Raw genomic sequence first — 25,787 nt, forward strand, 5'->3', positions numbered from 1 at the left:
CTGCAAAAAGTCGCTTCGCGCCAGCGCAGTCTTGACGCTTTCGTCTAACGGAAACCAAGCATTGCACGACCTCTGCCTGAGAAAGATCGTCCATGTCTAAAAATGCCGGGAACATGTGCAGGAGGCAGATTAATCGCGCAAGCGTCATGTGGATCTGGACAAACTGTCGTGCCCGAAATCTCTTGACAGTGTGGCGCCGACATGTGGCGGGCGATTGAGGGCTGCAAGGTTCGATGAACTGTGTCGGTCTCGGCACTAATACAGTTCGACTCGAAGACATTCACGGTAGCTCCAGAAAGCCGCGTCCGTCTATTTAACGAATTGACCTCATGCCTTAATCTGCCTTGGTGAAAAACGGCTTACCGCGGTTCAGGAATGAAAAATGGGCGACAAATCTTTGTATTTGCGTGCGGCGAACGAGAAATTAGCTGCGCCACCGCGCTTGCATGTATTAGGCAACTCACGGTGTTCGCGGGGCACGGCGTGTTTGTCGAATCACAAATCGTTGATTGGTCGCAGATCATTTTCTTTTCCATCACCGTGACGGCGCGTGGCGAATGTATCCCGCCTGATTGCTGACTCACTTGCGCGGATGCCTACTATGGTGGCTACGGCGCATTACGGTGGGGACGCGCGTTCGAACCGGATTGCATGTCCAATGCGCGGCGGTGAAAGGTCCGGCAATCTCTCAAGCAACAGGGTGGACATTGAAGGAACGCGGGAAAAACACCGGAATGTGTAAGGGGTAACTCGAATGAAATTAAAGCGAATCATGGTGGTTGGAGGTAATGTTGCCGGACTCAAGGCAACCGAAGCGCTTCGTCACAAGGGCTTCGATGGCGAGATCTTCTTTGTAAGCGCTGAGCCTCACTTGCCCTATGACCGTCCGCCTCTCTCCAAGCAGATACTCACCGGGGAATTGCAACCGGAAGCACTGCCTTATAGGGACATGAAATGGTTTGCCGATAACAAGGTCGAACTGTTGTTCGGAAAACCGGCCACGTGTCTTGATTTGCACGAGAAGAGAGTGACCGTCGATGGCAGTGACATCGGTTTTGACGGAATGGTTATAGCCACCGGGGCGCGCGCCCGTGAACTGCAGTTGGGGCGAGCGTTGCGAGGCATCCACACATTAAGGACGATTGACGACGCATTGAAGTTGAGGGAAGAGTTAGTGCCGGGCGCACATGTGGTCGTTATCGGTGCAGGCTTTATTGGCGCTGAAGTCGCATCCAGCGCGCTTTCCCGGGGATCGAAGGTAACCGTGCTGGAAGCCGCGAGCGCGCCCTTGACGCGCGCACTGGGCTCGCGACTAGGCAAACTTTTTGGGGAAATCCACGCACAAAATGGGGTAAAGCTAACGTGCTCCGCGCAGGTGTGCGGCTTTCGCGGGACAGACAGAGTCACGGCGGTATCCCTTGCAGATGGCAGCGAAATTCCTGCCGACGTAGTAGTGATTGGTATTGGCATTACCCCAAATACCGAATGGTTAGCACAGTCGGGCCTCAACATATCGGATGGACTTGTATGTGACATGAAGTTAAACACAGGTCACGAAAATGTCTATGCGGCAGGCGACGTTGCGCGCTGGCCGAACGAATGGACTCAGACAACGATGCGAAGCGAGCAGTGGACCACCGCTGCCGATCAGGGAAAGCATGCGGCGCTGAATCTGCTGGCCGGCCGAGAACATGCCAAAGCGTTCTCCTGCGTTCCGTATTTCTGGTCAGATCAATACGGTGCCCGTATCCAATCCCTAGGACGCACTGATTCTGACGTGATAATGATCAGCGGCTCTCCGGATGCTCGTCCATTTATCGGCGCATATCGTGACAAGCATCGGCTAGCCGGCGTAATAACGGTAAATGCGCCGCGAGCATTCGCGATCCTGCGGAAAAAATTAGCCGAAAACTCATCGTTTGAAGACGCAGTGAGAAGCGTTGAGCAATATCCGGCGACCGCGTAATTATTGAACTTATGAGTACCGGGTCGGGCCGGTTTGTTTTGCGAAAAACTAACTGGGACAGGATCGATCGCGATACGACAGGTTTGTTTGCCAGCCATCACCTGCCGGAACTGCTGTTGGATGCGCGGTGCCGGGTGGTAACATTTGTTGTCATCCTTATCGACCGTTTGCCCGGTACCTCCGCATGCCAGACAGTTTCGACCAGCTCGCCGCCCTGATCCGGGCGCGCTTTTCCGAACTGAGTCCGCAGTTCCAGATGGGAGCGGGTTTCCTGCTCGATCATCCCGACGAGGTCGCGGTCTCGTCCATGCGCAAGGTGGCGGAAAGGGCGCAAGTGCAACCGGCTTCGCTGGTGCGCCTGTCGCAGCAACTCGGTTTCCCCGGCTGGAACGAATTGCGTAACCTGTTCGTCGCGCGCGTGCGCACGCGCCCCGAGCCGCTCACGAGCCGCGCCCGCTCGCTCGTCAAATCGAAAGACGCGCTGGCGAACGACCTGCTGGTCGCGCAGCAGCACAACCTCGAAGTTACCGCCGCGCATAACGGCCGCGTGATCGTTGAAGCCGCGCGTTTGTTGCGGCGCGCGCCGCACGTTCACGTGGCCGGCTTCCGGTCCTGTTACGCGGTGGCGTTCGGTCTCGTGTACGGTTACCGGCTGTTCCGTTCCTCGGTGTCCTTGCTCAACGGCGAGGCCGGCACGCTGGAAATGCAACTGCGCACCATCGAGCGTGACAGCGCGACCATCGTGATCAGTTTCGCGCCGTATTCGGTGGAGGCCGCGCGCGTGGCCGAAGCCGCGCTGGAAAAAGGCAGCAAGCTGATTGCCATCACCGACAGCGCCGTCTCGCCGATCGCCTTGAACGCCGACAAGGTGCTGATCTTTTCGCACGAGAGCCCCTCGTTCTTTCCGTCGCTGGTGGCGGCTACGGCGCTGGCCGAGTCGCTGGTCGCGCATCTGCTCGCGCTGGAAGGCGCGGATGCGGTCGAACAGCTCGCCATCGCGGAGCAGTCGCTGCACGCGAAGGGCGCATACGTGCCTTGAACTTTCCTGTTTGATTGGGCCGCGGTCTTCTGCGAAAGCAGGACCGCTCCATCTGGATCGGTGTTGCATCGCTTGACAACAAATGTTGTTTTGACGTATAAATACGTACCGATTGTTGAGCCGGTGCGATGGTGACGTCGAGGCAGGTGTGTCGATGAAACTTTGCCGGCAAAGGCAGTTCGCATTCGACACCTTCATCGCCCGCACGGCATCTGAACGAGCCGGCGCTCAAGCGCTTGCCGCCATCACAGGAAACCGAAACACCATGTCCACTGTTTTTCATCGTTCGCCTAAACAGTCGCTGCCGGTCGCCGTCGCGGGCGACGGCATCGAGATCATCGATTCCACCGGCAAGCGCTATATCGACGCGTCGGGCGGCGCCGCCGTCTCGTGTCTCGGCCACAGCAACCAGCGCGTGATCGACGCGATCAAACGGCAAGCGCAGCAGTTGCCGTATGCGCATACGTCGTTCTTCACCACCGCGCCTGCCGAAGAACTCGCCGACCGGCTGGTCGCGAGCGCGCCGCAGGGGCTCGAACATGTGTATTTCGTGTCGGGCGGCTCCGAGGCGGTCGAGGCGGCGCTGAAGCTCGCGCGCCAGTTTTTCGTGGAGAAGGGCGAGCCGCAGCGCCGCCATTTCATCGCGCGTCGGCAGAGTTATCACGGCAACACGCTCGGCGCGCTGGCGATCGGCGGCAATGCATGGCGCCGCGAGCCGTTCCTGCCGATTCTGATCGAAGCGCATCACGTGAGTCCGTGTTACGCGTATCGCGAGCAGCACGCCGATGAAACCGAAGAGGCCTTCGCGCAGCGTCTCGCCGACGAACTCGAGCAAAAGATTCTCGAACTCGGCGCGGACACGGTCGCGGCCTTCGTCGCGGAAACGGTGGTCGGCGCGACGGCCGGCGCAGTGCCGCCGGTGAGCGAGTACTTCCGCAAGATTCGCGCGGTGTGCGATCGCTACGGCGTGCTGCTGATTCTCGACGAGATCATGTCGGGCATGGGCCGCACCGGCTACCTGTTCGCCTGCGAGGAAGACGGCGTGGCGCCGGACATCCTGACCATCGCCAAAGGGCTCGGCGCGGGCTATCAGCCGATCGGCGCGACGCTCGTGAGCGACCGGATCTATCAGGCGATCGTCGCCGGCTCGGGGTTCTTTCAGCACGGTCATACCTACATCGGCCACGCCACCGCCTGCGCCGCGGCGCTCGAAGTGCAGCGCGTGATCGAGGATGACAAACTGCTGCCCAACGTGCTGGCGCGCGGCGAACAATTGCGTGGCCAACTGCGCGAGCATTACGCGCAGCATCCGCATATCGGCGACGTGCGCGGCCGGGGGCTGTTCGTCGGCGTGGAACTGGTCAAGGAGCGCGCCGGCAAAACGCCGTTCGACGCCCGGCTCAAGCTGCACGCGGCAATCCGGCGCGAGGCGTTCGCACGTGGTTTGATGGTGTATCCGATGGGCGGCACCGTGGACGGCCAGATCGGCGATCATGTGCTGCTGGCGCCGCCGTTCATCTGCACCGAGCGCGACATCGACGAGATTGTCAGCCGGTTCACGGATGCGGTCGGCGGCGCGCTCGCCGCCGTTTGAACACTCCGACACCACCACTCACGAGAACGATCATGACCGAGCGTTTGCCTCACTTCGACCCGTCCGCCGCCACGCCCGAGCAGAAAGCGGTGCTCGACGAAATTCTGTCCGGTCCGCGCGGCAATCTGAACGGGCCATTTCTCGGCTGGATTCATAGTCCGGAACTGGCGCAGCAGGCGCAACGTCTGGGCGCGTTCTGCCGTTATCGGACGGGTTTGCCGCTGCGTCTGTCGGAGTTGGCGATTCTGGTGACCGCGGCGCGCTGGCAGGCGCAGGCGGAGTGGTACATCCACTATCCGATCGCGTTGCAAGCCGGCGTGTCCGCAGCGGATGCCGAGACGATTCGCAAGGGAAAGCGCCCGGATTTCGCGGACGCCGACGACGCGTTGATCCACGACTTCGCGAGCGAGCTGTACGACACCAAACGCGTTTCGGACGCGATCTATGCGAAGGCGGTCGAACGCTTCGGACATCAGGTGGTCATCAACCTGGTGGGTCTGCTCGGCTATTACGCGTTGGTGGCCATGACGCTGAACGTGTTCGGCATGCGCGCGCTCGGGCAGGAGAGCTTGCCGTTCGCTGAGTAGGCGGGCGGCATGGCGGCGCCGTTGCGCAATTGCGCGCACGCTGCCAGAGGCAATTTCGGCGCGGCCGGCGTCGGCTTCCATCGCCGCTTCTTTTACAACGGTCGCCCCACTTTTCCGCTGCACGGTAAGCACAATACAAAGCGCCCCGGTTTGCGAACTTCGCAACCGGGGCGCTTTTTTACTGCGACTACACCTTCACCTTCCATTCACTGCCTGCACTAGTAAGAGCCGCATCGCGAACCACGCGGCCTACCAGCTTACTGACCGCGATACGTCGAGAACAGGCCTTGCTGCACCGAATCCCGCGCGCCGGCATCCGATGAAACCGCCTTCACGCCGCCGACGTCCTGCGAACCCTGCGCCACAGCGGCCACGGTCGTTGCGTTTTGCGGCACGGTCTTCGGATAGTCGGTGTCGTTCTGGTTCAGGAGGCCCGCTTTTTGCGCGGCAACCAGTTCAGCGCGCACTTGCGCGCGGGTCACCGGACCATTCGCCTGCTGCGCGAACGAAACAGCCGGGACAACCAGCGCCGAAGCGATAACGACTGCGGAAATAAGCGATTTCATGATGACCTCCAGTATTCGAGTGTTGGTGAGATCGGTTGACTGCTGTGTGCCGATCCGTTGAAGCGAGTCTATTTCTTACGAGGTCGGTGAAAAAGCTGCTTTCCGAGTAAAGATTATTACCGTTACTGAAATAGTTTCCGAGGCCGCTTCTGTTTTGCCGATTGCCGGCATCGTCACGACGCTGGCACACGGAAGCGCCTATGATGAAGTTCGGTCCACGCCCGCGCCGGCGACGCCGCGCGACACTCGCGACCGATGCCGAAACCGCAAACCACCCGGGCGGGACCGTTGCGGCAGGCATCAGATTCGGTCGTGCAGCGCGCGAAGCAGGCACAAACAGGAGAGAGCGATGAAGCGCAAGGCATCAGCAGTCTGGCAAGGCGGCCTGCAAGACGGCAAGGGCTCGATTTCCACCGACAGCGGCGTCCTCAAGGAGACCCAATACTCGTTTTCGACACGCTTCGCGGACGGCATCGGCACGAATCCGGAAGAGCTGATTGCGGCTGCGCATGCGGGGTGTTTCTCGATGGCGCTGTCGGCGGAACTGGGCAAGGCCGGCATCACGCCCGAACGCATCGGCACGACGGCCACCGTCACGCTCGACAAGGACGGCGGCGGTTTCGCGATCACCGCGGTGCATCTCGACGTGGCCGTGAAAATCCCCGGTGGCGACAAAGCCGCCTTCGACAAAGCAACCGCCGACGCCAAAGCCGGTTGCCCGGTGTCGAAAGTGTTGAACGCCACGATTACGATGGACGCGAAGCTCGAAACCTGAGTTCGCGACTTTCCCTGGTGATTGACAAGCGGTAACGCCGGCGCACGGGTCGAACCCGGCGCCGGTTTTTGTTTGTTGGCCTTGAAGCGGGTCGCCTCTGCGGTCACGCCTTCGCCTTCCCGCACCGCTACGAAGCAAAGCTCCAGCGCGAAGACGAGCCGACTTCATCAAGCTCGATCAGATAAAGCGCCTCAAACCGTTTTCCCCTCGGCCTGCTGAACGGTGCGCATGGCGGCGGGCGTTCCCTTGACCCGGTTCTTCACGAGCTTGTCGAGATCGAAAGTGGAAGTCTTGCCGACGCTCGGCAGGCAATCGCGCACCCATGTGTCGGCGGCGGCGTGCCCCGCCTCGCGCAAGGCGCGGAAAAATTCGATGGAGGGCGTGTTCTTCGAGGCAGCGCCGATTTCGTCCATGAAGCGGTCGGCGCGAATCACGTGAAAGCGCTTGGGCAAGTACGGCTTTCCGTGATGCACGAGGCCGGGGTTTTCGGCGGCGAGTTCGTTGATCAGCTGGATCTGACGGACCTCCGCGACCCACGACGCGCCGAAGCTGATTTCGTTGATCCGGTTGTTGATCTCGCTGGGGCGTTCGGGCGGCCCATGCTTCGTGCAGAGCGGATCGATGAGAACGCTCAGAATATCGTCGGCCCACTCGACGAGCGGCGCGAGCGCCGGATTGGCCATGTAGCCGCCGTCCCAATAGAACTCGCCGTCGATTTTCACCGCCTCGAAGAGCGTGGGAAAGCAGGCGGAGGCCATCAGCGCCTTCGCTGAAATTTCGCCCGGACCGAAGATGCGCAGCGCGGTCAGATTGACGTTGGTCGCCGCCACGTAGAGTTGCGGCACGGCGTTTTTCGGATGATTGACGACAGCGAAATCTGGTATCACCGCTTCCATGATCGAGCCGAGCGAATTGGTCAGCCACGGCATTGCGTACGGCGAACTGAACGGTTCCAGCATGCTTTGGGCGAGCACCACCGGATTGAGATCCACATTCCAGCGCTCGGGTGACTTCAGCGAATTCGTGGGGAAGTTGTAGAACGGCTGCCATTTCGACGCGGCGCCCACTAGTGTCCAAAGTTGTTCGAGCGCCCGTTTGGCATCGGTCGGACTTCTGCTCAGGCCGTACGTGCAGGCCGCGGCGTTGAGTGCGCCGCCGCTCGCGCCGCTGATCGCAAGAATCGACAGCGTTCCGCGCTCGACTTCGTCGAGCAGGCGGTCGAGCACGCCCCACGTGAACGCCGCGTGCGCGCCGCCGCCCTGGAGGGCGAGACCGATCGTGGGAATGTCTTTTGTCGTCGCCATTCTGAGCTCCGTTGTGCGGTCGCGCGGCAGTCGTCGAATTCATAGGGGAAAACGAAAGTGCCGACGCGGTTTTAACCGTTGTACTGCACCGCACGAATTTTCGCCATGGTGCTTTCTGGACGCGCCTTTGCGCCGCCTCCTACGGAAACTCATCTTGCTTTCTTGAACGATTGGTCATAATATCCGCTGCATGAAGCAATCAGGCGATTCGAAACAATCCGCGAAGAAAGCCGGCGAGGTCTGCTCGCGGGGCCGGCCGCGCGAGTTCGACACAAACACGGTATTGGCGAGCGCAAGCCAGGTGTTCTGGAACCACGGCTACCACGCCACCTCGATCGACGACCTGTGCAAAGCCACCGGCCTGCTGCGCGGCAGCCTGTACGGCGTGTTCGGCGACAAGCACGGCATCATGCTGGCCGCGCTGGATCACTACGCGGAAGGGTCGGTCGCGCGGCTCGCCGAACGGCTGAATGCGCCCGTGCCGCCGGAAGAGTCGCTGCGCAACGCTTTGCTGCATTACGCTCGGGTCGCGTGCGCGCTGACCGGCCAGCGTAGCTGTTTCATCACCAACACCACGCTTGAAATGCAACCCGGCGACGAAGAACTGCGCACCCGCGTCGCCGCGATTCAGCGCCGCATGGCCACGCTGCTGGCGGCGTCGGTGATACGCGGGCAGGCGAGCGGCGCCTTCAACTCCACGCTCGACGAAAAAGCCGTCGGCGATTTTCTGCTCTGCGTCATGCAAGGTCTGCGTGTACTGGGGCGGGTCGCCCACAAAGAAGACGCGCTGACCGGAATCGTGGACGTCGCCATGCGTGCGCTCGTCTAAATTTTTTTGCCGAATTTTTGAACGATCAGTCATGAAAAGTGAAGCGATCAAGTCCGCTCCGGCGGCATGCGTTGGGCCTCAAGGCGCCGCCGCCTCAGCGGTGATCTGTCCTCGCTCTGCGGCCGCGAATCTGGCGACGGGCGTGGCAAAGAGCGTGACAACATCGGCCGACAAACCCCAACCGCGCTTCGAACGTCAAGGGCTTGCGCTGGCAGTGCTGTTCGTCGGTGCCTTCCTTGCGCCGCTCGACTACTTCATCGTCAATCTCGCGCTGCCCTCGATCCACACCGGCCTGAACGCCACCGACGCGCAATTGCAACTCGTCGTCTCCGCCTATGCGTCGGCGTACGCGGTGCTGCTGATCACGGGCGGGCGGCTCGGCGATCTGTTCGGCCGCCGCCGCATGTTCATGACGGGCATGGCGGCGTTCGTGGTCGCCTCGGCGCTGTGCGGCTTCGCGACCAGCGGGCACATGCTGGTGATCGCGCGGATCGTGCAGGGCATCGCCGCCGCCGTCATGGCGCCGCAAGTGCTCGCCACGATTCGCGCGGTGGTGCCGCTGCATCAGCAGACCAAGGTGATGAGCCTATATGGTTTCGTGTTTGGCCTGTCGTCGATCGTCGGGCAGTTGGGCGGCGGCGCGCTGATCACGTATCACCCGTTCGGACTCGACTGGCGCATCATCTTTCTGATCAACATTCCGATCGGCATCACGGCGTTTCTCGGCACCTGGAAGTTCGTGCCGGAAAATCAGCCGGCCACGCGAACCGGCATCGACGTTAAGGGCGTGGCGCTACTGTCGGCCGTGCTGCTGCTGGTCATCTACCCGATGACGCACGGGCGCGAAGCCGGCTGGCCGGCGTGGACCTTTGTGATGTTCGCGCTCGCCGTGCCGGTGTTCGCGCTCTTCGTGACGACCGAGCAACGCGTGGAGCGCGGCGGCGGCCATCCGCTCGTGGACCTGCAATTGTTCCGTAACCGGGCATTCGCGCTGGGTCTCGTGCTCGCGTTCCTGTTCTACTGCAATAGCGCGTTTTTCCTGACCTACGGGATCTTCCTGCAAACCGGTTTGCACTGGACGCCGCTCGCCTCGGGCATGGCGATCATGCCGTTCGCGATCGGTTTCGTCGTCGGGCCGCTGACCTCGCCGGCGGTGGTCAAGCGCGTCGGCGGCCATGTGCTCACGCTCGGTTTTTCGATGATGACGGTCGGTTTCACCGTCACGGGTTGGTCCGCCACGCAGTCAGCCACGCCGGATCTGCTGTTCTATTGCGGGCTGGTGTGCGCGGGCGTCGGTCACGGCCTGCTGCTGCCGTCGATCATGCGCATCGTTTTGCTCGAGGTCGTACCGGAGAAAGCCGGACTTGCGTCCGGCGTGGTGTCGTCGACGCTGCAGATCGGTTCGGCGTTCGGCACGGCCGCCATCAGCGGTGCGTTCTTCGGCGCGATCGGCGCTCGCGCGACGTCGGGCGACTACGCGCACGCGTTCCAGATCAGCCTCGCGATCAACGCAGTCCTGATGTTCGTATGCATCGGCTTGAGTGTGCTGCTCGTGCGGCACCAGCAGCTCGCGCTGCGCCGCCCGGCGCAGCCGGTTTGAAAAATCCCGCGGCGGCAATCGTTTTCAACAAAGGTCGCCGGAGTTATTGGGCATTTTTTTAAACGAGAGCGATTTTAAGCATGCCGCATTTACCGGTGAGTGTGTTATTCACAGGTAATTCTGCTATGGCGGATCGGAATAAACCCTGAATAGCTGTCTGCCGGCACATTAGATATGACGAAACCGGATTCGCATTTTCGATCTGGTTGGCCGGGCATTCCGCAGTAAGTCTGGCGATCGTGCAGTGCGGCATGAAGAGGCGGCCAGGCGGCGCATTGCAGGGTTTTCCCGATTTTCATTCCGTACAGCCGGTAGCGGAAGCCATTCCACTGCGGATGAAAACGGTATCAATAAAAAGCGCTTGCAGGCATTAATTTCGATTGTTAATCTTGCCTAACCTTTTAGAGTTTTCCTTCAGCAGGTCTAAAGTCGAAAAAACCGGCGCAATGACTTAAATACCGTTCAACGGTTCCGTAGGGGGATGAATATGCTGACCGCTACCATTGACGCATTCCAGACACCGCTTCCCACCCAGTTCAACACCGGCGACGTCGTCACATTGAAGGAAGGCGGCTCGCGCATGACGGTAACCTACGCAGGCCCCGTGGCGCTCAATCCCGGCGACTGGCTGATTTGCGAATGGTTCGATGAACACGGCGAACTGCGCCGTGAGATGTTTTCACCCGCGAGCGTGCGCGTCGAGCCGCGCTCGATTCCTGCCGGTTCCGTCTTGTGGAACCGCATGAGCCGCGCGGCCTGAACGCCCCGCGGCATGGTTGGCCGGCGCGTTAGCCGATCAACCCGTTTTCCGCTTTGCCACAGCACGCCTGATTTATCTGTCAGAGCGATCCCGCGCGCTCGCGCGTCGCTGCACGCGCACCAGCAGCGCGGAAGAAAACGCCCGCATCCTCACGAGCTTGCGCGTTTCCGCGACCTCGCCCGCGAGGTTCTTCGGCGGGTTCGGTTGCAACGACCAGTAGAGCGCGAGCAGCCAGCCGAACACGGTCCAGCCGAGACAGGCGTTAAAGAGCGCCAGCGTCAGCACGTCATGACGCTTGCGCCGGTCCGCCACGACGGCCGGCAAGAAATAGAGCGCCAGCGCCAGCACCGCGGCGATGGTCTGCACGACGACGTTGCCTCCCATGAAGCGGCTCCTTCCCGATAGGCGACCTATGTCTCGATTGTCGCGCGATTGTTGTGTTTGCGTAAGCTCGCCGAGAAGGCGTTGCGCCGCGAGTGAGATGGCCGCCGCCGGCGGTTCGCGCCAATCTTTCAGCGAGCCCGATGCACTGCGAGGGGTTCAGCCAATCCCGCATCGGGACTATGATGATCGTTTCGACAGAACAGATCCCCACGGACCGCCATCATGATCTCCGACGACACCCAGCAGGCTCAACGCATCAATCCCGAGACGCTACGCGAATTCGTGGACCGCAAGTGGAACGACGAGATCGTGCCCGCGTTGACGGACTACATCGCTGTGCCGGCCAAGAGCCCGGCGTTCGATCCCGAGTGGGTCAAGCACGGCTATCTGGAGCGCGTGATCACCGACGCGGCGCAATGGGCCGAACAGCAGCCGGTGCGCGGCCTGAAACTCGAAATCATTCGCTTGCCGGGCCGCACGCCCGTGATCTTCTTCGAGTCGCCGGCGACGCGTTCGGGCAGCGAGGAAACCATCGTGCTGTACGGGCACCTCGACAAGCAGCCCGAGTTCGACGGCTGGCGCAACGACCTCGGACCGTGGACACCCAAGCTCGAGAACGACAAGCTCTACGGCCGCGGCGGCGCCGACGACGGTTATGCGATCTACGCGAGCATCACCGCGCTTGCCGCGCTGGACGCACAAGGTGTCGAGCGTCCGCGTTGCGTCGGTCTGATCGAAACCTGCGAGGAGTCGGGCAGCTATGATCTGCTGCCTTATGTCGATGCGCTGCGCGAACGCCTCGGCAAGGTGGGTTTGGTGGTGTGCCTGGATTCGGGCGCGGGCAACTACGATCAGCTGTGGCTCACCACGTCGTTGCGCGGGCTGGTGGCCGGCGATCTCGAAGTGCAGGTGCTCGACGAAGGTATTCACTCGGGCGGCTATGGCGGCATCGCGCCGTCGAGCTTCCGGATCATGCGGCAACTGTTCGACCGTCTTGAAGATTCGGCGAACGGCACGCTGCTGCCGAAGGGTTTCCATATCGACATCCCCGCGGACCGTCTGCGCGAAGCGGAAGCCACCGCCAGGATTCTCGGCGACGACGTCTGGAAGAAGCTGCCGTGGGCGTGCGGCCAGGACGGCCGCCAGGTGCTGCCCACCACCACCGATCCGAAGGAGGCCTTGCTCAATTCGACGTGGCGTCCGTCGCTCTCGGTGACCGGCGCGGCCGGCTTGCCCGCGCTCGCTGACGCCGGCAACGTGCTGCGTCCGCGCACCGCGTTCAAGCTGTCGCTGCGTCTGCCGCCGATGATCGAAGCCGAGAAGGCCGTCGCCGAACTGAAGGCGCTGCTCGAAGTCGATCCGCCGTACAACGCCAAGGTCACCTTCAAGCCGGACGCGGGCGCGGCGAGCGGCTGGAGCGCGCCCGACCTCGCCCCGTGGCTCGCCACCGCGCTCAACGACGCGTCGCGCCAGCACTACGGCGCCGACGTCGCGTATATGGGGCAGGGCGGCACCATCCCGCTAATGAACGTACTGAAGGCCGGCTTCCCGAAATCGCAGTTCATGGTGTGCGGCGTGCTCGGACCGAAGTCGAATGCGCACGGCCCGAACGAGTTCCTGCACGTGCCGTACGGCAAGAAGCTCACGGCCGCGGTGGCCGAGGTGATCGCCGCCGCGCCCTGAACGTTTCCTTCCACTATCGCCTGCCCTGAATCCGTCACGTCCACCGACCTTGTGAATGACCGATAACTCGACCGCTCAACCCGTCACGCCCCGGATTCCGGCCGATCAATTGCACGCCTATGTGAGGGCGATCTGGGAGAAGGCGGGCAGCACGCCACGCGAAGCGGAACTGGTCGCCGATCATCTGGTGGCGGCGAACCTGACGGGTCACGACTCGCATGGCGTGGGGATGATTCCGCGCTATGTGGCGTCGCTCGCCGACGGCGAACTTCAACTGAACCTGCACGCCGACGTGGTGAAAGACGCGGGCGCGGTGCTGAGCGTCGAAGGCGGCAAAGGCTTCGGCCAGGTGGTGGCGTTCGAGGCCATGGAGCAGGGCATCGAGCGCGCCAGACGCCTCGGCATCTGCGCGGTCGGCTTGCGCGGCGCGCATCACATCGGGCGCATCGGGCATTGGGCCGAACAGTGCGCGCGGGCGGGGCTCGTGTCGTTCCACTTCGTCAACGTGGCGGGCGATCCGCTCGTCGCGCCGTTCGGCGGCGCGGACCGGCGCATCGGCACGAATCCGTTTTGCGCGGCTTATCCGCGGCCCGGCAAGCCGCCGCTCGTGCTCGACTTCGCGACCAGCACGGTGGCCTATGGCAAGACGCGCGTCGCCTATAACCAGGGCAAGCAGGTGCAGCCTGGCGCGCTGATCGATCACGAGGGCCGCGCCACGCTCGAACCCAAAGTCATGCACGAAGCGCCGTTCGGTTCGCTGACGCCGTTCGGCGGACATAAGGGCTTCGGGCTCGCGGCCATGTGCGAGATCTTCGGCGGCGCGCTGTCGGGCGGCTTCACCACGCACTCCACCACGCTCGGCACGACCAACGCGATCATCAACTGCATGCTGTCGGTGATCATCGATCCCGCCGCGTTCGACGCGCCCGATGCGCAAGCCGAAGCCGACGCGTTCATCGACTGGGTGAAGGCTTCGCCGCTCGCGGCGGGCGCCGGCCGTATCTACGAGCCCGGCGAACCCGAGCGCGTGACGCGCGCGCAGCGCGAAGCCGAAGGTATTCCCGTGGATGCAGCCACGTGGGCGCAGATTCTCGCCGCGGCGCTCGCCGTCGGCATGAGCGCGGAAGAAGCCGGACGCTGGTCCGCGCGTTTGCAATAAACCACTTTGATGTAAAGGCGCGGGCGCGATAAGACGCCCGCGTTTCGCGTTCGATCATGCATAACGGATACACCGTCTGTTAGCCCACCCTTCACAGAAAAAATCATTTCGGCAGTCATCATTTTCGATTGCATTTTCTAATCGAAGACAATTCCTTTATTTTTGCCGGTCCGGCAAGAAATTCTATCTTCGGCCTTGCGCAAATTGATCGCCGCCGCGCACTGTTTGTGGGTCAATTTCGCCCATCTTCGGTGCGCAAGCGTTTGCGTCGATGCGACATGCCGCCGAGCGTTCTCTTTCCCGCAGAACGCCTGCTGACGGGCTTTTGAACGCGGCTTGCATTCATCTGTTGGTTACCCCGCTCCCATCCGATTCCGGTCTGCTTTAGGCTCGCATAGCAATACCAGTGTTTAACCTTAAAAGGACCGTTCAAAATGAATCTGCATAACCATCACGCCTGCCGTCCGTTCCTCGAAGCCGGCAATCTTTCGCAAATTTCGGCTTACTACGAAGAAGGCCGCAACGTCATGTGGATGATGTTGCGGGCGCAGCCGCGTCCCTGTTTCAATCTCGACCTGGTCCATGACATCCTGGAACTCGCGCAGGCAGCACGAGAGTCGGGATTGCCGATCGATTTCTGGGTCACCGGTTCGCTGATTCCGACCATGTACAACGTCGGCGGCGATCTGGACTTCTTCGCGGAGGCGATCCGCGCCGGCAAGCGTCAGGCGCTGATGTCGTATGCGCGCGCGTGTGTGGATTGCGTGCATGCGGCGTCGCGGGGATTCGACACGGGGGCGATCTCGATCGCGATGGTGGAGGGCACGGCACTCGGTGGGGGCTTCGAGGCCGCGCTCGCGCATCACTTTCTGCTCGCGCAGAGCGACGCACGCATGGGCTTTCCGGAGATCGCGTTCAATCTGTTCCCGGGCATGGGCGGTTATTCACTGGTGGCGCGCAAGGCCGGCATGCGGCTCGCGGAGGAGTTGATCGGGGTCGGCGAATCGCATACGGCCGAATGGCACTACGGCAAGGGTCTGGTCGATCAACTGTTCGAACCCGGCGAAGCCTATATGGCGACCCGTACTTTCATCGACACGCTCAAGCCGAAAATGAACGGCATCCGGGCGATGCTGCGGGCGCGCCAGCGCGTGCTGCAACTCTCGCGTGCCGAGCTGATGGAAATCACCGAGGATTGGGTCGACGCCGCCTTCACGATCGAGGAGAAGGATCTCGCCTTCATGGAGCGGCTGGTGATGCTGCAGAACCGCCGTACCTCGAACCTGCGTCAGACGGCCAGCGCGGCCAATTTCGCCTGAACTGACCGGAGGTCGGCCACGGTTTCGGCCGCGTGCTTGCCCACCAGTTTGACCGCGATAAGCCGCAAGGGGGGCGGCGCCGGAAGCTCAGGCAATCAGCCTGAGCTTCTGTCTATCCTGCAACCAGCGTTCGAATTCAGCCGCCGGCATGGCCTGACCGTACAGGAAGCCCTGCACGTAATCCACGCCCAGGCCCTTCATGAACACTTCTTCCGACTCGGTCTCGATCCCTTCGGCGACCACCTTGAAATTCAATTCTTGCGCGACGGCCACCATGGAGCGCACCAGTGCCTGCGCTTTGGTGTCTGCGTTGATCGAGCGCACGAAGCTGCGGTCGAGCTTGATGACGTCGAGCGGAATCCGGCCGAGCTGCGAGAGCGACGAATAACCCGTGCCGAAATCGTCCAGATGAACCTGCGCGCCGAGCTGGCGGAACTGCTTGATCAGATCGATCGCGGCCGTTTCGTCTTCGATCAGGCAGCTCTCGGTCAGTTCGAGATCGATCAGGCAGGGGTCGAGCCTGGCGTTGTGCAGCGCCTCGCTGAAATGGCGGACCACCGCCGTATCGACCAGTTGCCGCGCCGACACGTTGATCGCGATGCGCAGGTTGTAGCCATCCGCCTTCCATTTGGCGGCCTGCTTCGCAGCCGTTTCCATGACCCAGCGGCCCAGCACGCCGATCAGCCCGGACTCTTCCGCGTAACGGATGAACTCGCTCGGCATGATCTGCCCGCGCTCCGGCGAATTCCAGCGCACCAGCGCTTCGACGCCCTGTACCACACCGGTGGCGAGCGACAGTTTCGGCTGGTAGTGCAGCGTCAGCTGGCCTTCTTCGAGCCCGCGCCGCAGGTTGGTGTCGAGCCACATGTATTCGGCGACGCGGCGGTTCATTTCCGGCGAAAACACGCGGTGCGTGCGCTTGCCTTCGTCTTTGGCGACGTACATGGCCGTGTCGGCCGAGCGGATCAGCGACTCGAGGCTGTCGCCGTGTTCCGGATACAACGCAATGCCGATCGAGCAGCCCGTGTAGACCTCCACGAGCCCGAGGGCGAACGGCGTGCGCATGCGTTCGAGAATGCGTTGCGCGGTGGTTTCGAGTTCGTGCGCCGTGCCCTTGGCGGCGAGCACGATGAATTCGTCGCCACCGAGCCGCGCGAGCGTATCGCCTTCGTTCAGACACTCGCTGATGGCCGACGAGACATCGCGGATCAGGCGGTCGCCGAAGACATGGCCGTAGTGGTCGTTGACCTTCTTGAAGTTGTCGAGGTCGAGGAACAGCACGCCGACGGTTTCGCACGGCGCGGCGTCTTCGATGGCGGCGCGGATCTTGTCCTGGATCGCGTTGCGGTTCGCGAGGCCGGTGAGCGAGTCGGTGTTCGCCAGTTCGGTGAGGCGTTCCTGCGCGAGCCGTTCCTCGGTGATGTCGGTGCCGGAGCAGATCAGGAATTGTTCGTCGACGCCGCTGCCGCTCTGCACGAACTTGTTGCGGAACAGAAAGAGCCGCTCGCCGTGCACTGTTTTGACGCGCCGCTCGACTTCGTACGACACGCCGCGATTGAAGAAGCCCGCAATGTTCTGGCTGGAGGCCGCGCCGTCTTCGGTGGACATGAACAACGCCCAGACGTTGCGGCCGACGATGTTCTCTTCCTTGACGCCCGTGAGTTCCTCGGCAAGACGGTTGAAGCGCTGTATTCGACCATGCCGGTCGACGATCACGACGACCGAATTCACTTCGGACACCACTTGTTCGGCAAACGAGAGGCCGTGGACCAGATCGCGGGCGACGGATTCGGTGTCGTCATAGGCCGACGCGGTGCCGGCCCAGCTGTTGCTGCTGAGCTTTTTGCCGACCAGATGCAAACGCAACGGTTCGCCGAACAGCCGCACGTCGAGCACGAGATGCGAGGTCACGCCCGTGAGGCAGCGGATTTGCGAAGCCTGCTGAGGATTCAGCGGAATGGCGACATTGGCCGGCACGTCGCCGGTTACGGGCGTGAGTTCGAGCGCGTTGCTGTCGTTCGACAGACGCCAGCATGGGCTGCTTGTGCCGAACTGGGCAAATAGCACCTGCTCGTGTTGGTCGTCGTTCATGAGATCCCCGGGCGGTGTGTGCCGGTGGCCGCCTTGCAGGCGGAGTCGGCAAACAGTCTTCATCATACTTAAGACTGTCCCCATTGTAGCGAAGCGATTGGAATTAAGGCTTATAAAGATTAACGGTTAGTAAGCCTTCTGCCTTTAGCCTTTTCTACATCCTTTTTCACATGCTCTTTTTCGGCCATACGCAGGCAATTTACGGCGATCGGCGCGCATTCTTAAAGCTAAAACCGCCGCGTCAGCCACGCGCGAGCCTTCTCCCTTTCGACGGGAACCGTTTCCAGTGACGCGTCGAACCAGAAAGTCCCCGCTGCGAGCGTGGCCGCCACGACGCCGTCGCGATACAGAATCCGGTTTCCCGCGACTGCGGGCACCCGTTCGCCGACCAGCAGAGTGCCCGCGAGATTTAACGGATCGGTCCCGGCGACGCAGACAAAAGCACCGTCGTTCGCATGCCGCCGAACTTCTCGCAGCACGGGAATCGCTTCGGGCAGCGCAAATTGTTCGCCGGCGAGACCATTCACAAATCGTCCGCCGCGAATCACGCCGCGCGCTTCGAGCCGCTGAAAAACGCGCAACAAGTCGCGCCACGGCGGAAGCCACTCGGCTTCGCGTTCGAGCAGGCGCCAGAACACCACGCCATAACGGCGCAACAGCGTCATCGCGACATGTTCGAGCACTTCAGGCGGCAATTGCCGGCGGCGCTCCGGCACATTCTCTGCCGCAGCTACCGTGGAGGGCCGGTTGACCAGCGCCCAGCGTCCGGCGTCGTCCATACCGCCGATCAGCGCGCTAGAGCGCGCGCGCCGGTTGCTGGAAAACGCGTTGCGTTTGGCGACGGGCTTCAGCAAGGCGCGCAAGCCCGCGAAGCTGTCGGAGTTCACGAGACCCGCAGCGACCAGTTCGCCCAGCGCGCTCTCCAACTCCATACGCAATACGCGAACTTCGGTGAGCAATTCGTCGAAGAACATCGCGCCGTGTTGCACGAGCGTTTCATACACGCTTTGCGCGCGCGCCGACAGCTCCGGTTGTTTCGAAGGATCGAGCAACGCGCTCCACACGCGCACCTGCGCGCGCGGCAGCAGCACGATCGGCGTACTGCGGATCGGCCCGGCGGCGCCGCGCGCGCGTTCCGTCAGGCGCGTCCAGACTATCTTGCCGGCCCGGCATAGTTCGTCGAGCGAAGTATTCGCGTAGGCCTTCACGCGCGCGGGCAGGATGTCTTCCTCCCAGGCGGCCGCCGCGGCCTGGAAGCCTTCGAGCTGTTCGAGGACCGCGGCCAGCGCCTCGCGCCCCTCGCTGCGCGTGTCCGGCGTCAGATGCTGCCACTCGAACAGAAAGCGCATGAAGTCGTGCCGTTCCACCGGCTCGATCTCGCGCCGCAAGCGTTTCACGGTGTAACGGTGAATCCGCGCGAGCAGATGCCGTTCGCACCATTCTTCTTCGGCGGCTTGCGGCGTGAAGCGGCCGCGCATCACGTAGCCTTCGGCTTCGAGGCGCGTCAGGCTCTGTTCGACCGATGCGGCCGGCAATTTCAGCGCTTCGGCAATCGCGCCGACAGGCAGCGGGCCGAAGCCGGTCAGACGCGCACGGAGCACGTCGAGCAAGGCGTCGTCAGCGTTCCAGGTTTCTGTGTAGCCTTTCGGCGCGGCGAGCGGCGGCGCGAATTCAGCGCGCGGATAGAGCGCCTGAAGACAGGTGACGCGTTCGACCGGCAGCCACAGGGCGCAATTGTGGGCGAGCTGCAAGCGGGTGGCGCGCCCGGATTCGGCCAACGACGCGAGCCAGGCCGGCCAGCCTTCGTTGCGGCGCGCTTCGCTCTCGGTGAGGCACGCGAGTCCGGTCAACGCTTCGTGCATTTCATCGGCGTTGCGCGCCTGCGGCCACGCCTCGTCGCGCACGCTTTCGATCGCTTCCGCGTCGAGCGCGCCGAGATCGTCGGCATTCGACGGGTCGGTCCAGCGGCGGTTCAGCACGGCCTGCGTGCGGCGCTCCTCGATCGGCGCGTCGTCGAGATAGGCGTACGGTTTCGCGTTGAGGATTTCGGCGGCGAGCGGCGAGGGCGCCGGCAAATCGCGCGCGACCAGTTGCACGTCGCCCTGTTCGATACGGCGCAGCAGCCCGAGCCAGCGTTCACTGTCCATCGCTTCGTGCAAACAGTCGTCGACGGTTTGGTCCACTAACGGATGGCGCGGCAGTTCCCGTTCGCCGACCACGTTCTCGAGGCACGCGGCCTGTTCCGGAAACACGTTCATCAGCAGATCCTCGCTGCGCATGCGCTGCAATTGCGGCGCGGTCTTACGCCCGCCGGTGTAGCGCGGCAGGCCGAGCGCGGTGGTCGCGTTCCAGCGCCAGCGCACGCCGAACAGCGGCGCATCGAGCAGCGCCTGAATCAGCAGGTGCTCGGCGCTGTTCGAATGCAGATAGCGCCATACTTCGTCGAGCACGAAGGAATGGCTGCCGGTCAGCGACAGCACGATCGCGTCTTCGGTGGCGGCGGCTTGCAGCTCGAAGTTGAAGGTCCGGCAAAACCGTTTGCGCAGCGCGAGGCCCCACGCGCGGTTCACCCGGCTGCCGAACGGCGCGTGGATCACGAGCTGCGTGCCGCCGGATTCGTCGAAGAAACGCTCCATGACCAGCGTATTCTGCGTGGGCAGTACGCTGAGCGCGGCGCGCGCGCGGGCGAGGTAGTCGACGATCTGGCGCGCGGCGGCTTCGTCGAGCTGCAGGTTGTCGACCAGCCAGCCGATCGCGTGATCGATGCGGGCGGCAAGCGTTTCGGCTTCGGCGCCGTTTTCGTCCGCCGTGTTTTTATCGTCGAGAAGACGCTCGATCTGTTCGCGCAAACGCGCGACGCCGAACGACAACTCGTCGCTGCGCCCTGGCGCTTCGCCGAGCCAGAACGGAATGTTCGGCGGCTGCCCTTGCGCGTCCTCGACCCGCACGCGCCCGCTTTCGATCCGCAGAATCCGGTACGACGCGTTGCCGAGCTGAAACACGTCGCCGGCCAGACTTTCGACGGCGAAATCCTCGTTGACGGTGCCGATATTGATCGCCTGCGGTTCGAGCACGACGGCGTAGTCCGCGTTTTCGGGAATCGTGCCGCCCGAGGTGACGGCGACCAGCTTGCCGCCGCGCCGGCCGCGCAGCGTGCCGCTTACCACGTCGCGATGAACGTAAGCGGCGCGCGGACCGTTGCGGCTCGTGTAGCCCTCGGCGAGCATGCGCAGCACGGCGTCGTACTGCTCACGCGTCAGGTCCGCGTAGGGGGCGGCGCGCCGCATGAGTTCGAACAGCGCGTCTTCGTTCCACTCGGCGCTCGAGACTTCCGCGACGATCTGCTGGGCCAGCACATCGAGCGGCGCGCGCGGAATGCGCAGCGCGTCGAGTTCGCCGCGCCGCACGCAATCGAGCAGCGCGGCGCATTCGATCAGATCGTCGCGCGAATTCGGAAACAGCCTGCCTTTCGGCATGCCGCCGACATGGTGGCCCGAGCGTCCGACGCGTTGCAGGAACGGCGCGATTGCGCGGGGCGAACCCATCTGGCAAACCAGATCGACGTCGCCGATATCGATGCCGAGTTCCAGCGAAGCCGTGGCGATCAGCACGCGCAGTTCGCCGCGTTTCAGGCGCTGTTCGGCATCGAAACGATGTTCTTTCGCGAGGCTGCCGTGGTGCGCGGCGACCGCGTCCTTGCCCAGCCGTTCGGTCAGGTGACGCGCGGCGCGTTCGGCCATGCGGCGCGTATTGACGAAAATCAGCGTGGTGCGATGCATCGCCACCAGTTCGGCGAGGCGATCGTAGACGCGCTCCCATACTTCGTTGGGCATGACCGCTTCGAGCGGCACCGGCGGAATCTCGAGCGCCAGATCGCGTTCGCGAATGTGACCCACGTCGACGATCGCGCAATCGGCGGGAATGCCGCTGTCGATACTGCCGCCGCCCACCAGAAAGCGCGCGACCGCGCTCACCGGCTTTTGCGTCGCCGACAGACCGATGCGCGGCAAACGCCGCTGGCAAAGCGCATCGAGCCGCTCCAGGCTGAGCGCCAGATGGCTGCCGCGCTTGCCGCCGGCGAGCGCGTGAATTTCATCGACGATCACCGTGCGCACGGTAGAGAGCATGCGGCGGCCGGAGTCCGAACCCAGCAGCACGTAAAGCGATTCCGGCGTGGTGACGAGAATATGCGGCGCGCGCTTTTTCAACGCGTTGCGTTCCTGCTGGGTGGTGTCGCCGGTCCGCACGGCGGTGCGGATATCCAGCGGCGGCAAGCCGCGCGCGTGGAGTTCCGCCGTGATGCCTTGCAACGGCATTTGCAGATTGAGGCGGATGTCGTTGGAGAGCGCCTTCAGCGGCGACACGTAGACCACCAGCGTTTCGTCCGGCAATGCGCCGCCGTTGGCGAGGCCTTGCTGGACCAGATCGTCGAGCGCGGACAGAAAGGCGGTGAGCGTCTTGCCCGAACCGGTCGGCGCGGCGACCAGCGTCGAGCGGCCACAGCGAATCTGCGGCCACGCGGCGGCCTGGGCGTCGGTCGGCGCGGGAAAAGTCTTGAGGAACCAGCTCGCGACCGCGGGATGGAAATCGGCAAGCGCGCCGGCCGTCGAGAGCCCGACAGCGGGCGTCGCGACGGATGGCGCGGCGGGTGCCGCGCCCAAGGCAGCAGTGGTGGAGGAAGCCGAAGTCATGCTTGCATAGTTGGGGGCGGGGCGTGCCATATCCAGAGGGCGGCGAAAGCAGCCGGTTGCAAGGTTCAGGAATCAGTCTGGCAGGTTTACTCCGGTTTTGCCGAGGGCTACATGTCGGCATTTATGTCGCAATCGGCAGCCGCGTCGAGGGAATATTTGCCGCGTGGCGCGCGCCTGGTTCTCGCGCTGCCCGATTCCGCCGATTGCAGTACTCTCTACGCCTCACCCATCCACGAACCACGTTGGAGTCTCGGCGATGCGATACAACCAGTTGGGCCGTACCGGAGTTTTTGTTTCAGAGCTATGTTTGGGCACGATGACCTTCGGCGGCGGCGGGGGCATCTGGAAGCAGATCGGCGATCTGCAGCAGGCCGACGCGGAGCGGCTGGTCGGCCGGGCGCTCGACGCGGGCATTAATTTCATCGACACAGCCGACGTCTACTCGGAGGGCCTGTCCGAACAGATCACGGGCCAGGCGTTGAAAAACCTCAAGGTGCCGCGCGACAAAGTCGTGGTGGCCACCAAGGTCTTCGGCCAGACGGGCGAGTTTCCCAATGCGCGCGGCGCCTCGCGTTATCACATCATCGACGGTGTGAAGGCGAGTTTGAAGCGTCTGCAACTCGATCACGTCGACCTGTATCAGATTCACGGCTGCGATCCTGCCACGCCCATCGAGGAAACCGTGCGCGCGCTCGACACGCTGGTGCAGCACGGCCATGTGCGCTACGTGGGCGTGTCGAACTGGGCCGCGTGGCAGATCGTGAAAGCGCTCGGCATTTCCGAGCGCCTCGGGCTCGCGCGCTTCGAAACGCTGCAGGCGTATTACACGCTGGCGGGCCGCGACCTCGAACGGGAACTCGCGCCGATGCTGCACAGCGAAGGCCTCGGCCTGATGGTGTGGAGTCCGCTCGCGGGCGGCCTGCTGAGCGGCAAATATGGACGTGAGCAGCAGGGCGAGGCGGGCAGCCGCCGCACCACGTTCGATTTTCCGCCCGTCGATCTCGAGCGCGCGTATGACTGCATCGACGTGATGCACGGCATCGCCGAGGCGAAGCAGGTGTCGGTCGCGCAGATCGCGCTCGCGTGGCTGCTGCATCAACGGGTGGTGACCACGGTGATCGTCGGCGCGAAGAAGGTCGAGCAACTCGACGACAACATCGCCGCGACCGCCGTCTCGCTCACCGCGGACGAGCTAGCGAAGCTCGATCAGGTCAGCGCGCTGCCCGCGGAATATCCGGGCTGGATGCTGGAGCGGCAAGGCGAGCCGCGCCGCAAGCAGCTTGAAGAGGCTCGGCATCCGGCGGCGTAGCGGCAGCGGCTGGCGAAAGCGGCGCCGGTTGACCGGGCACGCCGCTTCGGCTACCCCAGGCATCTCGCGATGCCGCCGCTCATTGCGCGGCGGCCTGCGCTGCGCCGTCCGCCTGCGCGGTATATGCGGCGGCGGCATCGATTGTGCGAGCCGAGTACACCATCGCGGCTCCGGCGTTGATGGCGACCGCCACGCCCAGCGCTTCGGCGATTTCCTCGCGCGTCGCGCCGTGCTTGAGCGCTTCGGCGGTGTGCACGGTAATACAGCCGTCACAACGCAAGCTGACCGCCACCGCGAGCGCGATCAGTTCGCGCGTCTTGGCGCCGAGCAGGTCCTTCTTCTGACCGGCGCTCGAGAGCGCCTGATAGCCCCTGACGGTATCCGGCGACAGCTTGGCGATCTCGCCGATACGGCCGACCAGTTCTTGACGGTAATCGATCCAGTTCAACATGGCAGTGCTCCTTGGTCTGATGCGCGTCGGCGGGTGCCGGCGTCGTGAGACAAGTATTGCGCCGCGCCGCGATATCCTGAATACTCGATTCGCTCAACTTTTAGCGCGTTCGTCTCATGGATACGCTCAGCCGACTGATCGACCTCGCCCGGCCTCAGGCCAGTCTTGACCTGCGTTGCCTGCTCTCGGGCGCGTTCGATATCGACCATGCCCCGCTGGAAGCGGGCATTGCGCCATTTCATCTGGTGCTGGACGGCGCATGCGTCGTCGAAACCGCCGACGGCACGCAGCGTGAGTTGCGCACGGGCGACTTCATGCTGTTTCCGCGCGGCGCGGCGCATCGTGTGCGCGATGTGCAGCGCTCGGCCGCCACGGCGCCGTTGACGCAAAGCCATGACGGCATGCTGCCGTTGCGACGCAACGACGGCCATGGCGGCCATGGCGGCCACGGCGGCCACGACAGCGCGCGCATCCCCGCCGACCTCGATCTGCTTTGCGGCCGCTTCGTCTATTCGCCGGGTTCGTCGGCCTTGCTGCTGAACGCGCTGCCCGATCCGTTCCATGTCTCGCTGAGCGGCATGGAAACGCTGGGCTCGCTGCAAACGGTGATCGCGCTGATGCGCAGCGAAGCCGAACGGCGCCAGGCGGGCGCGCTCGCCATCGTCACCGCCTTGAGCCACGCGCTGCTCGCCATCGCGCTGAGGGTGCACGGCGAGCAGAATGCGGCGGCTTCAGGCGTGCTCGCATTGCTTGCCGACGCGCGCCTCGGCGCTTCCGTGCAGGCCATGCTGAGCGCGCCCGAACGGGCGTGGACCATCGCCGAACTGGGCGATCTCGCCGCCATGTCGCGCGCCACTTACGCACGCCATTTCAACGAGCGCGCGGGCATGACGGTGATGGACTTTCTCACGCAGATCCGCATGACCATCGCGTGCGATCTGCTGCGCCGCACGCAGCGCAGCGCGGCCGAGATCGGCGAGGCGGTGGGTTATCAATCGGAAGCCGCCTTCGGCAAGGCGTTTCAGCAAAGTGTCGGCGTGCCGCCGGGACGCTACCGGCGTCGTCCGCAAGAGAACGATGGGGCGGAAACTAGCTAAGGCTTGCCTGGTTTGCCGAACCAGCGATGCTCGATCCACGACATCAGGAAGGCCACCAGCAACGCGCAGATCGTGCCGAGCGTCACTTCGCCGAGGCGCATGAGGGCTTTGTCCCACGCGGGCCCCATGCCCGGCACCAGCAGCATGATCGTCGCCGTGATGCCGCCCAGGCGCGCCGCGCTGCCGACGTTCAGCACCCAGCACAGCGCGATCGCCACACCCACCGTGGCCGCATAGGCCGCGAAATAGCCGGCGCCGAACGTGGCGCCCAGCAGCCCGCACAAGCCGCCCACCATCGCGCCGATGAATTGATCGCGCGACAGGTTGCGGGTGTCGACATAGCTGTGCTGGCTGACCGCGATTGCGGTGATGGCGGCCCAGAAGCTCTGCTCGGTATGCAGCAGGCGGCCGATGGCGACCGCGAGGCTCGCGCCGGCGACCGCCTGCACGGCCATGAAGCTGCCTTCGATCAGGCGCTCGCCGAGCGGCAACGACTTTAGGAAGGCAAACAGCGAGTTGGCGGCGCTCGTCCGTGCCGCGCGGCGGGAATCGTCGGGTGGGGTCATCGAATGGGAGCAGCGTT

General features: G+C 63.4%; 21 protein-coding genes. 14 read left to right on the forward strand and 7 right to left on the reverse strand.

Annotation, left to right across the window (positions count from 1 at the left end; genetic code table 11):
* Positions 1-754 precede the first annotated feature (754 nt).
* The 4 genes from ACFSNN_RS30440 (at position 755) to ACFSNN_RS30455 (ending at position 5,186) form a co-directional block, all read left to right on the forward strand.
* Positions 755-1,966 carry an NAD(P)/FAD-dependent oxidoreductase gene (locus ACFSNN_RS30440; protein WP_134464179.1) on the forward strand — a complete coding sequence of 404 codons (1,212 nt, stop codon included), beginning with the start codon at positions 755-757 and terminating at the stop codon, positions 1,964-1,966.
* Positions 1,967-2,150: 184 nt separating this feature from the next.
* Entirely contained in the window at positions 2,151-3,005 is an 855-nt protein-coding gene (locus ACFSNN_RS30445) for a MurR/RpiR family transcriptional regulator (protein ID WP_012427335.1), read from the forward strand.
* 265 nt (positions 3,006-3,270) lie between these two features.
* Positions 3,271-4,599: an aspartate aminotransferase family protein gene (locus tag ACFSNN_RS30450; RefSeq protein ID WP_134464181.1), complete on the forward strand. Its 1,329-nt coding sequence runs from the start codon at positions 3,271-3,273 to the stop codon at positions 4,597-4,599.
* A gap of 32 nt (positions 4,600-4,631) precedes the next feature.
* A complete protein-coding gene (locus ACFSNN_RS30455; RefSeq protein WP_134464183.1) occupies positions 4,632-5,186 on the forward strand; it encodes a carboxymuconolactone decarboxylase family protein in 555 nt (184 codons plus the stop codon).
* Between the two features lie 257 nt (positions 5,187-5,443).
* Here the strand turns inward: ACFSNN_RS30455 and ACFSNN_RS30460 are convergent, their stop codons facing one another.
* Positions 5,444-5,752, reverse strand: a complete 309-nt coding sequence (locus tag ACFSNN_RS30460) for a DUF4148 domain-containing protein (protein WP_134464185.1) — start codon at positions 5,750-5,752, stop codon at positions 5,444-5,446.
* Positions 5,753-6,101: 349 nt separating this feature from the next.
* Here ACFSNN_RS30460 and ACFSNN_RS30465 point away from each other — a divergent pair, with 349 nt between their 5' ends.
* Positions 6,102-6,527, forward strand: coding sequence for an OsmC family protein (locus tag ACFSNN_RS30465; RefSeq protein ID WP_012427331.1), 426 nt, complete (start codon positions 6,102-6,104; stop codon positions 6,525-6,527).
* Between the two features lie 191 nt (positions 6,528-6,718).
* On the opposite strand, the gene ACFSNN_RS30470 is transcribed toward ACFSNN_RS30465, so the two are convergent.
* Positions 6,719-7,831 (reverse strand): patatin-like phospholipase family protein, encoded by a 1,113-nt coding sequence (locus tag ACFSNN_RS30470; RefSeq protein ID WP_134464187.1) that lies wholly within the window; start codon positions 7,829-7,831, stop codon positions 6,719-6,721.
* Positions 7,832-8,021: 190 nt separating this feature from the next.
* Between ACFSNN_RS30470 and ACFSNN_RS30475 the strand changes: the two genes are divergently transcribed.
* The 3 genes from ACFSNN_RS30475 to ACFSNN_RS30485 all read left to right on the forward strand — a co-directional run bounded on the left by ACFSNN_RS30475 (position 8,022) and on the right by ACFSNN_RS30485 (position 11,020).
* Positions 8,022-8,660, forward strand: a complete 639-nt coding sequence (locus ACFSNN_RS30475; protein ID WP_134464189.1) for a TetR/AcrR family transcriptional regulator — start codon at positions 8,022-8,024, stop codon at positions 8,658-8,660.
* Positions 8,661-8,691: 31 nt separating this feature from the next.
* Positions 8,692-10,260, forward strand: a complete 1,569-nt coding sequence (locus tag ACFSNN_RS30480) for an MFS transporter (protein WP_134464191.1) — start codon at positions 8,692-8,694, stop codon at positions 10,258-10,260.
* A gap of 487 nt (positions 10,261-10,747) precedes the next feature.
* Positions 10,748-11,020: a YodC family protein gene (locus ACFSNN_RS30485; RefSeq protein ID WP_134464193.1), complete on the forward strand. Its 273-nt coding sequence runs from the start codon at positions 10,748-10,750 to the stop codon at positions 11,018-11,020.
* A gap of 72 nt (positions 11,021-11,092) precedes the next feature.
* On the opposite strand, the gene ACFSNN_RS30490 is transcribed toward ACFSNN_RS30485, so the two are convergent.
* A complete protein-coding gene (locus ACFSNN_RS30490; RefSeq protein WP_134464195.1) occupies positions 11,093-11,404 on the reverse strand; it encodes a superinfection immunity protein in 312 nt (103 codons plus the stop codon).
* 222 nt (positions 11,405-11,626) lie between these two features.
* Here ACFSNN_RS30490 and ACFSNN_RS30495 point away from each other — a divergent pair, with 222 nt between their 5' ends.
* From ACFSNN_RS30495 to ACFSNN_RS30510, 4 genes are all read left to right on the forward strand, one after another.
* Positions 11,627-13,087 carry a M20 family metallopeptidase gene (locus ACFSNN_RS30495; RefSeq protein WP_012427323.1) on the forward strand — a complete coding sequence of 487 codons (1,461 nt, stop codon included), beginning with the start codon at positions 11,627-11,629 and terminating at the stop codon, positions 13,085-13,087.
* 55 nt (positions 13,088-13,142) lie between these two features.
* On the forward strand, positions 13,143-14,246 hold the full coding sequence (locus ACFSNN_RS30500; RefSeq protein ID WP_134464197.1) for a malate/lactate/ureidoglycolate dehydrogenase: 1,104 nt from the start codon (positions 13,143-13,145) through the stop codon (positions 14,244-14,246).
* Between the two features lie 128 nt (positions 14,247-14,374).
* Positions 14,375-14,575 (forward strand): hypothetical protein, encoded by a 201-nt coding sequence (locus ACFSNN_RS30505; RefSeq protein WP_134464199.1) that lies wholly within the window; start codon positions 14,375-14,377, stop codon positions 14,573-14,575.
* 105 nt (positions 14,576-14,680) lie between these two features.
* Entirely contained in the window at positions 14,681-15,565 is an 885-nt protein-coding gene (locus ACFSNN_RS30510; protein WP_134464201.1) for a crotonase/enoyl-CoA hydratase family protein, read from the forward strand.
* An 87-nt stretch (positions 15,566-15,652) separates the two neighbouring features.
* Here ACFSNN_RS30510 and pdeR read toward each other — a convergent pair whose 3' ends face one another.
* Entirely contained in the window at positions 15,653-17,656 is a 2,004-nt protein-coding gene (pdeR, locus tag ACFSNN_RS30515; protein WP_134464203.1) for a cyclic di-GMP phosphodiesterase, read from the reverse strand.
* 227 nt (positions 17,657-17,883) lie between these two features.
* Positions 17,884-22,347: a DEAD/DEAH box helicase gene (locus ACFSNN_RS30520; protein ID WP_244322990.1), complete on the reverse strand. Its 4,464-nt coding sequence runs from the start codon at positions 22,345-22,347 to the stop codon at positions 17,884-17,886.
* Positions 22,348-22,603: 256 nt separating this feature from the next.
* Between ACFSNN_RS30520 and ACFSNN_RS30525 the strand changes: the two genes are divergently transcribed.
* Positions 22,604-23,656 carry an aldo/keto reductase gene (locus tag ACFSNN_RS30525; RefSeq protein ID WP_134464207.1) on the forward strand — a complete coding sequence of 351 codons (1,053 nt, stop codon included), beginning with the start codon at positions 22,604-22,606 and terminating at the stop codon, positions 23,654-23,656.
* 79 nt (positions 23,657-23,735) lie between these two features.
* Here the strand turns inward: ACFSNN_RS30525 and ACFSNN_RS30530 are convergent, their stop codons facing one another.
* The gene (locus tag ACFSNN_RS30530; RefSeq protein WP_134464209.1) at positions 23,736-24,107 is read right to left on the reverse strand and encodes a carboxymuconolactone decarboxylase family protein; all 372 of its coding nucleotides are present in this window, start codon (positions 24,105-24,107) and stop codon (positions 23,736-23,738) included.
* Between the two features lie 116 nt (positions 24,108-24,223).
* On the opposite strand from ACFSNN_RS30530, the gene ACFSNN_RS30535 reads away from it, so the two are divergent.
* Positions 24,224-25,204 (forward strand): cupin domain-containing protein, encoded by a 981-nt coding sequence (locus ACFSNN_RS30535; RefSeq protein WP_134464211.1) that lies wholly within the window; start codon positions 24,224-24,226, stop codon positions 25,202-25,204.
* On the opposite strand, the gene ACFSNN_RS30540 is transcribed toward ACFSNN_RS30535, so the two are convergent.
* Complete coding sequence (locus ACFSNN_RS30540; protein ID WP_134464213.1) at positions 25,201-25,770, reverse strand: FUSC family protein; 570 nt, start codon at positions 25,768-25,770, stop codon at positions 25,201-25,203. The genes ACFSNN_RS30535 and ACFSNN_RS30540 overlap by 4 nt on opposite strands.
* Positions 25,771-25,787: the final 17 nt, after the last annotated feature.

The organism is Paraburkholderia dipogonis (assembly GCF_042680985.1).
Classification (GTDB): Bacteria; Pseudomonadota; Gammaproteobacteria; order Burkholderiales; family Burkholderiaceae; genus Paraburkholderia; species Paraburkholderia phytofirmans.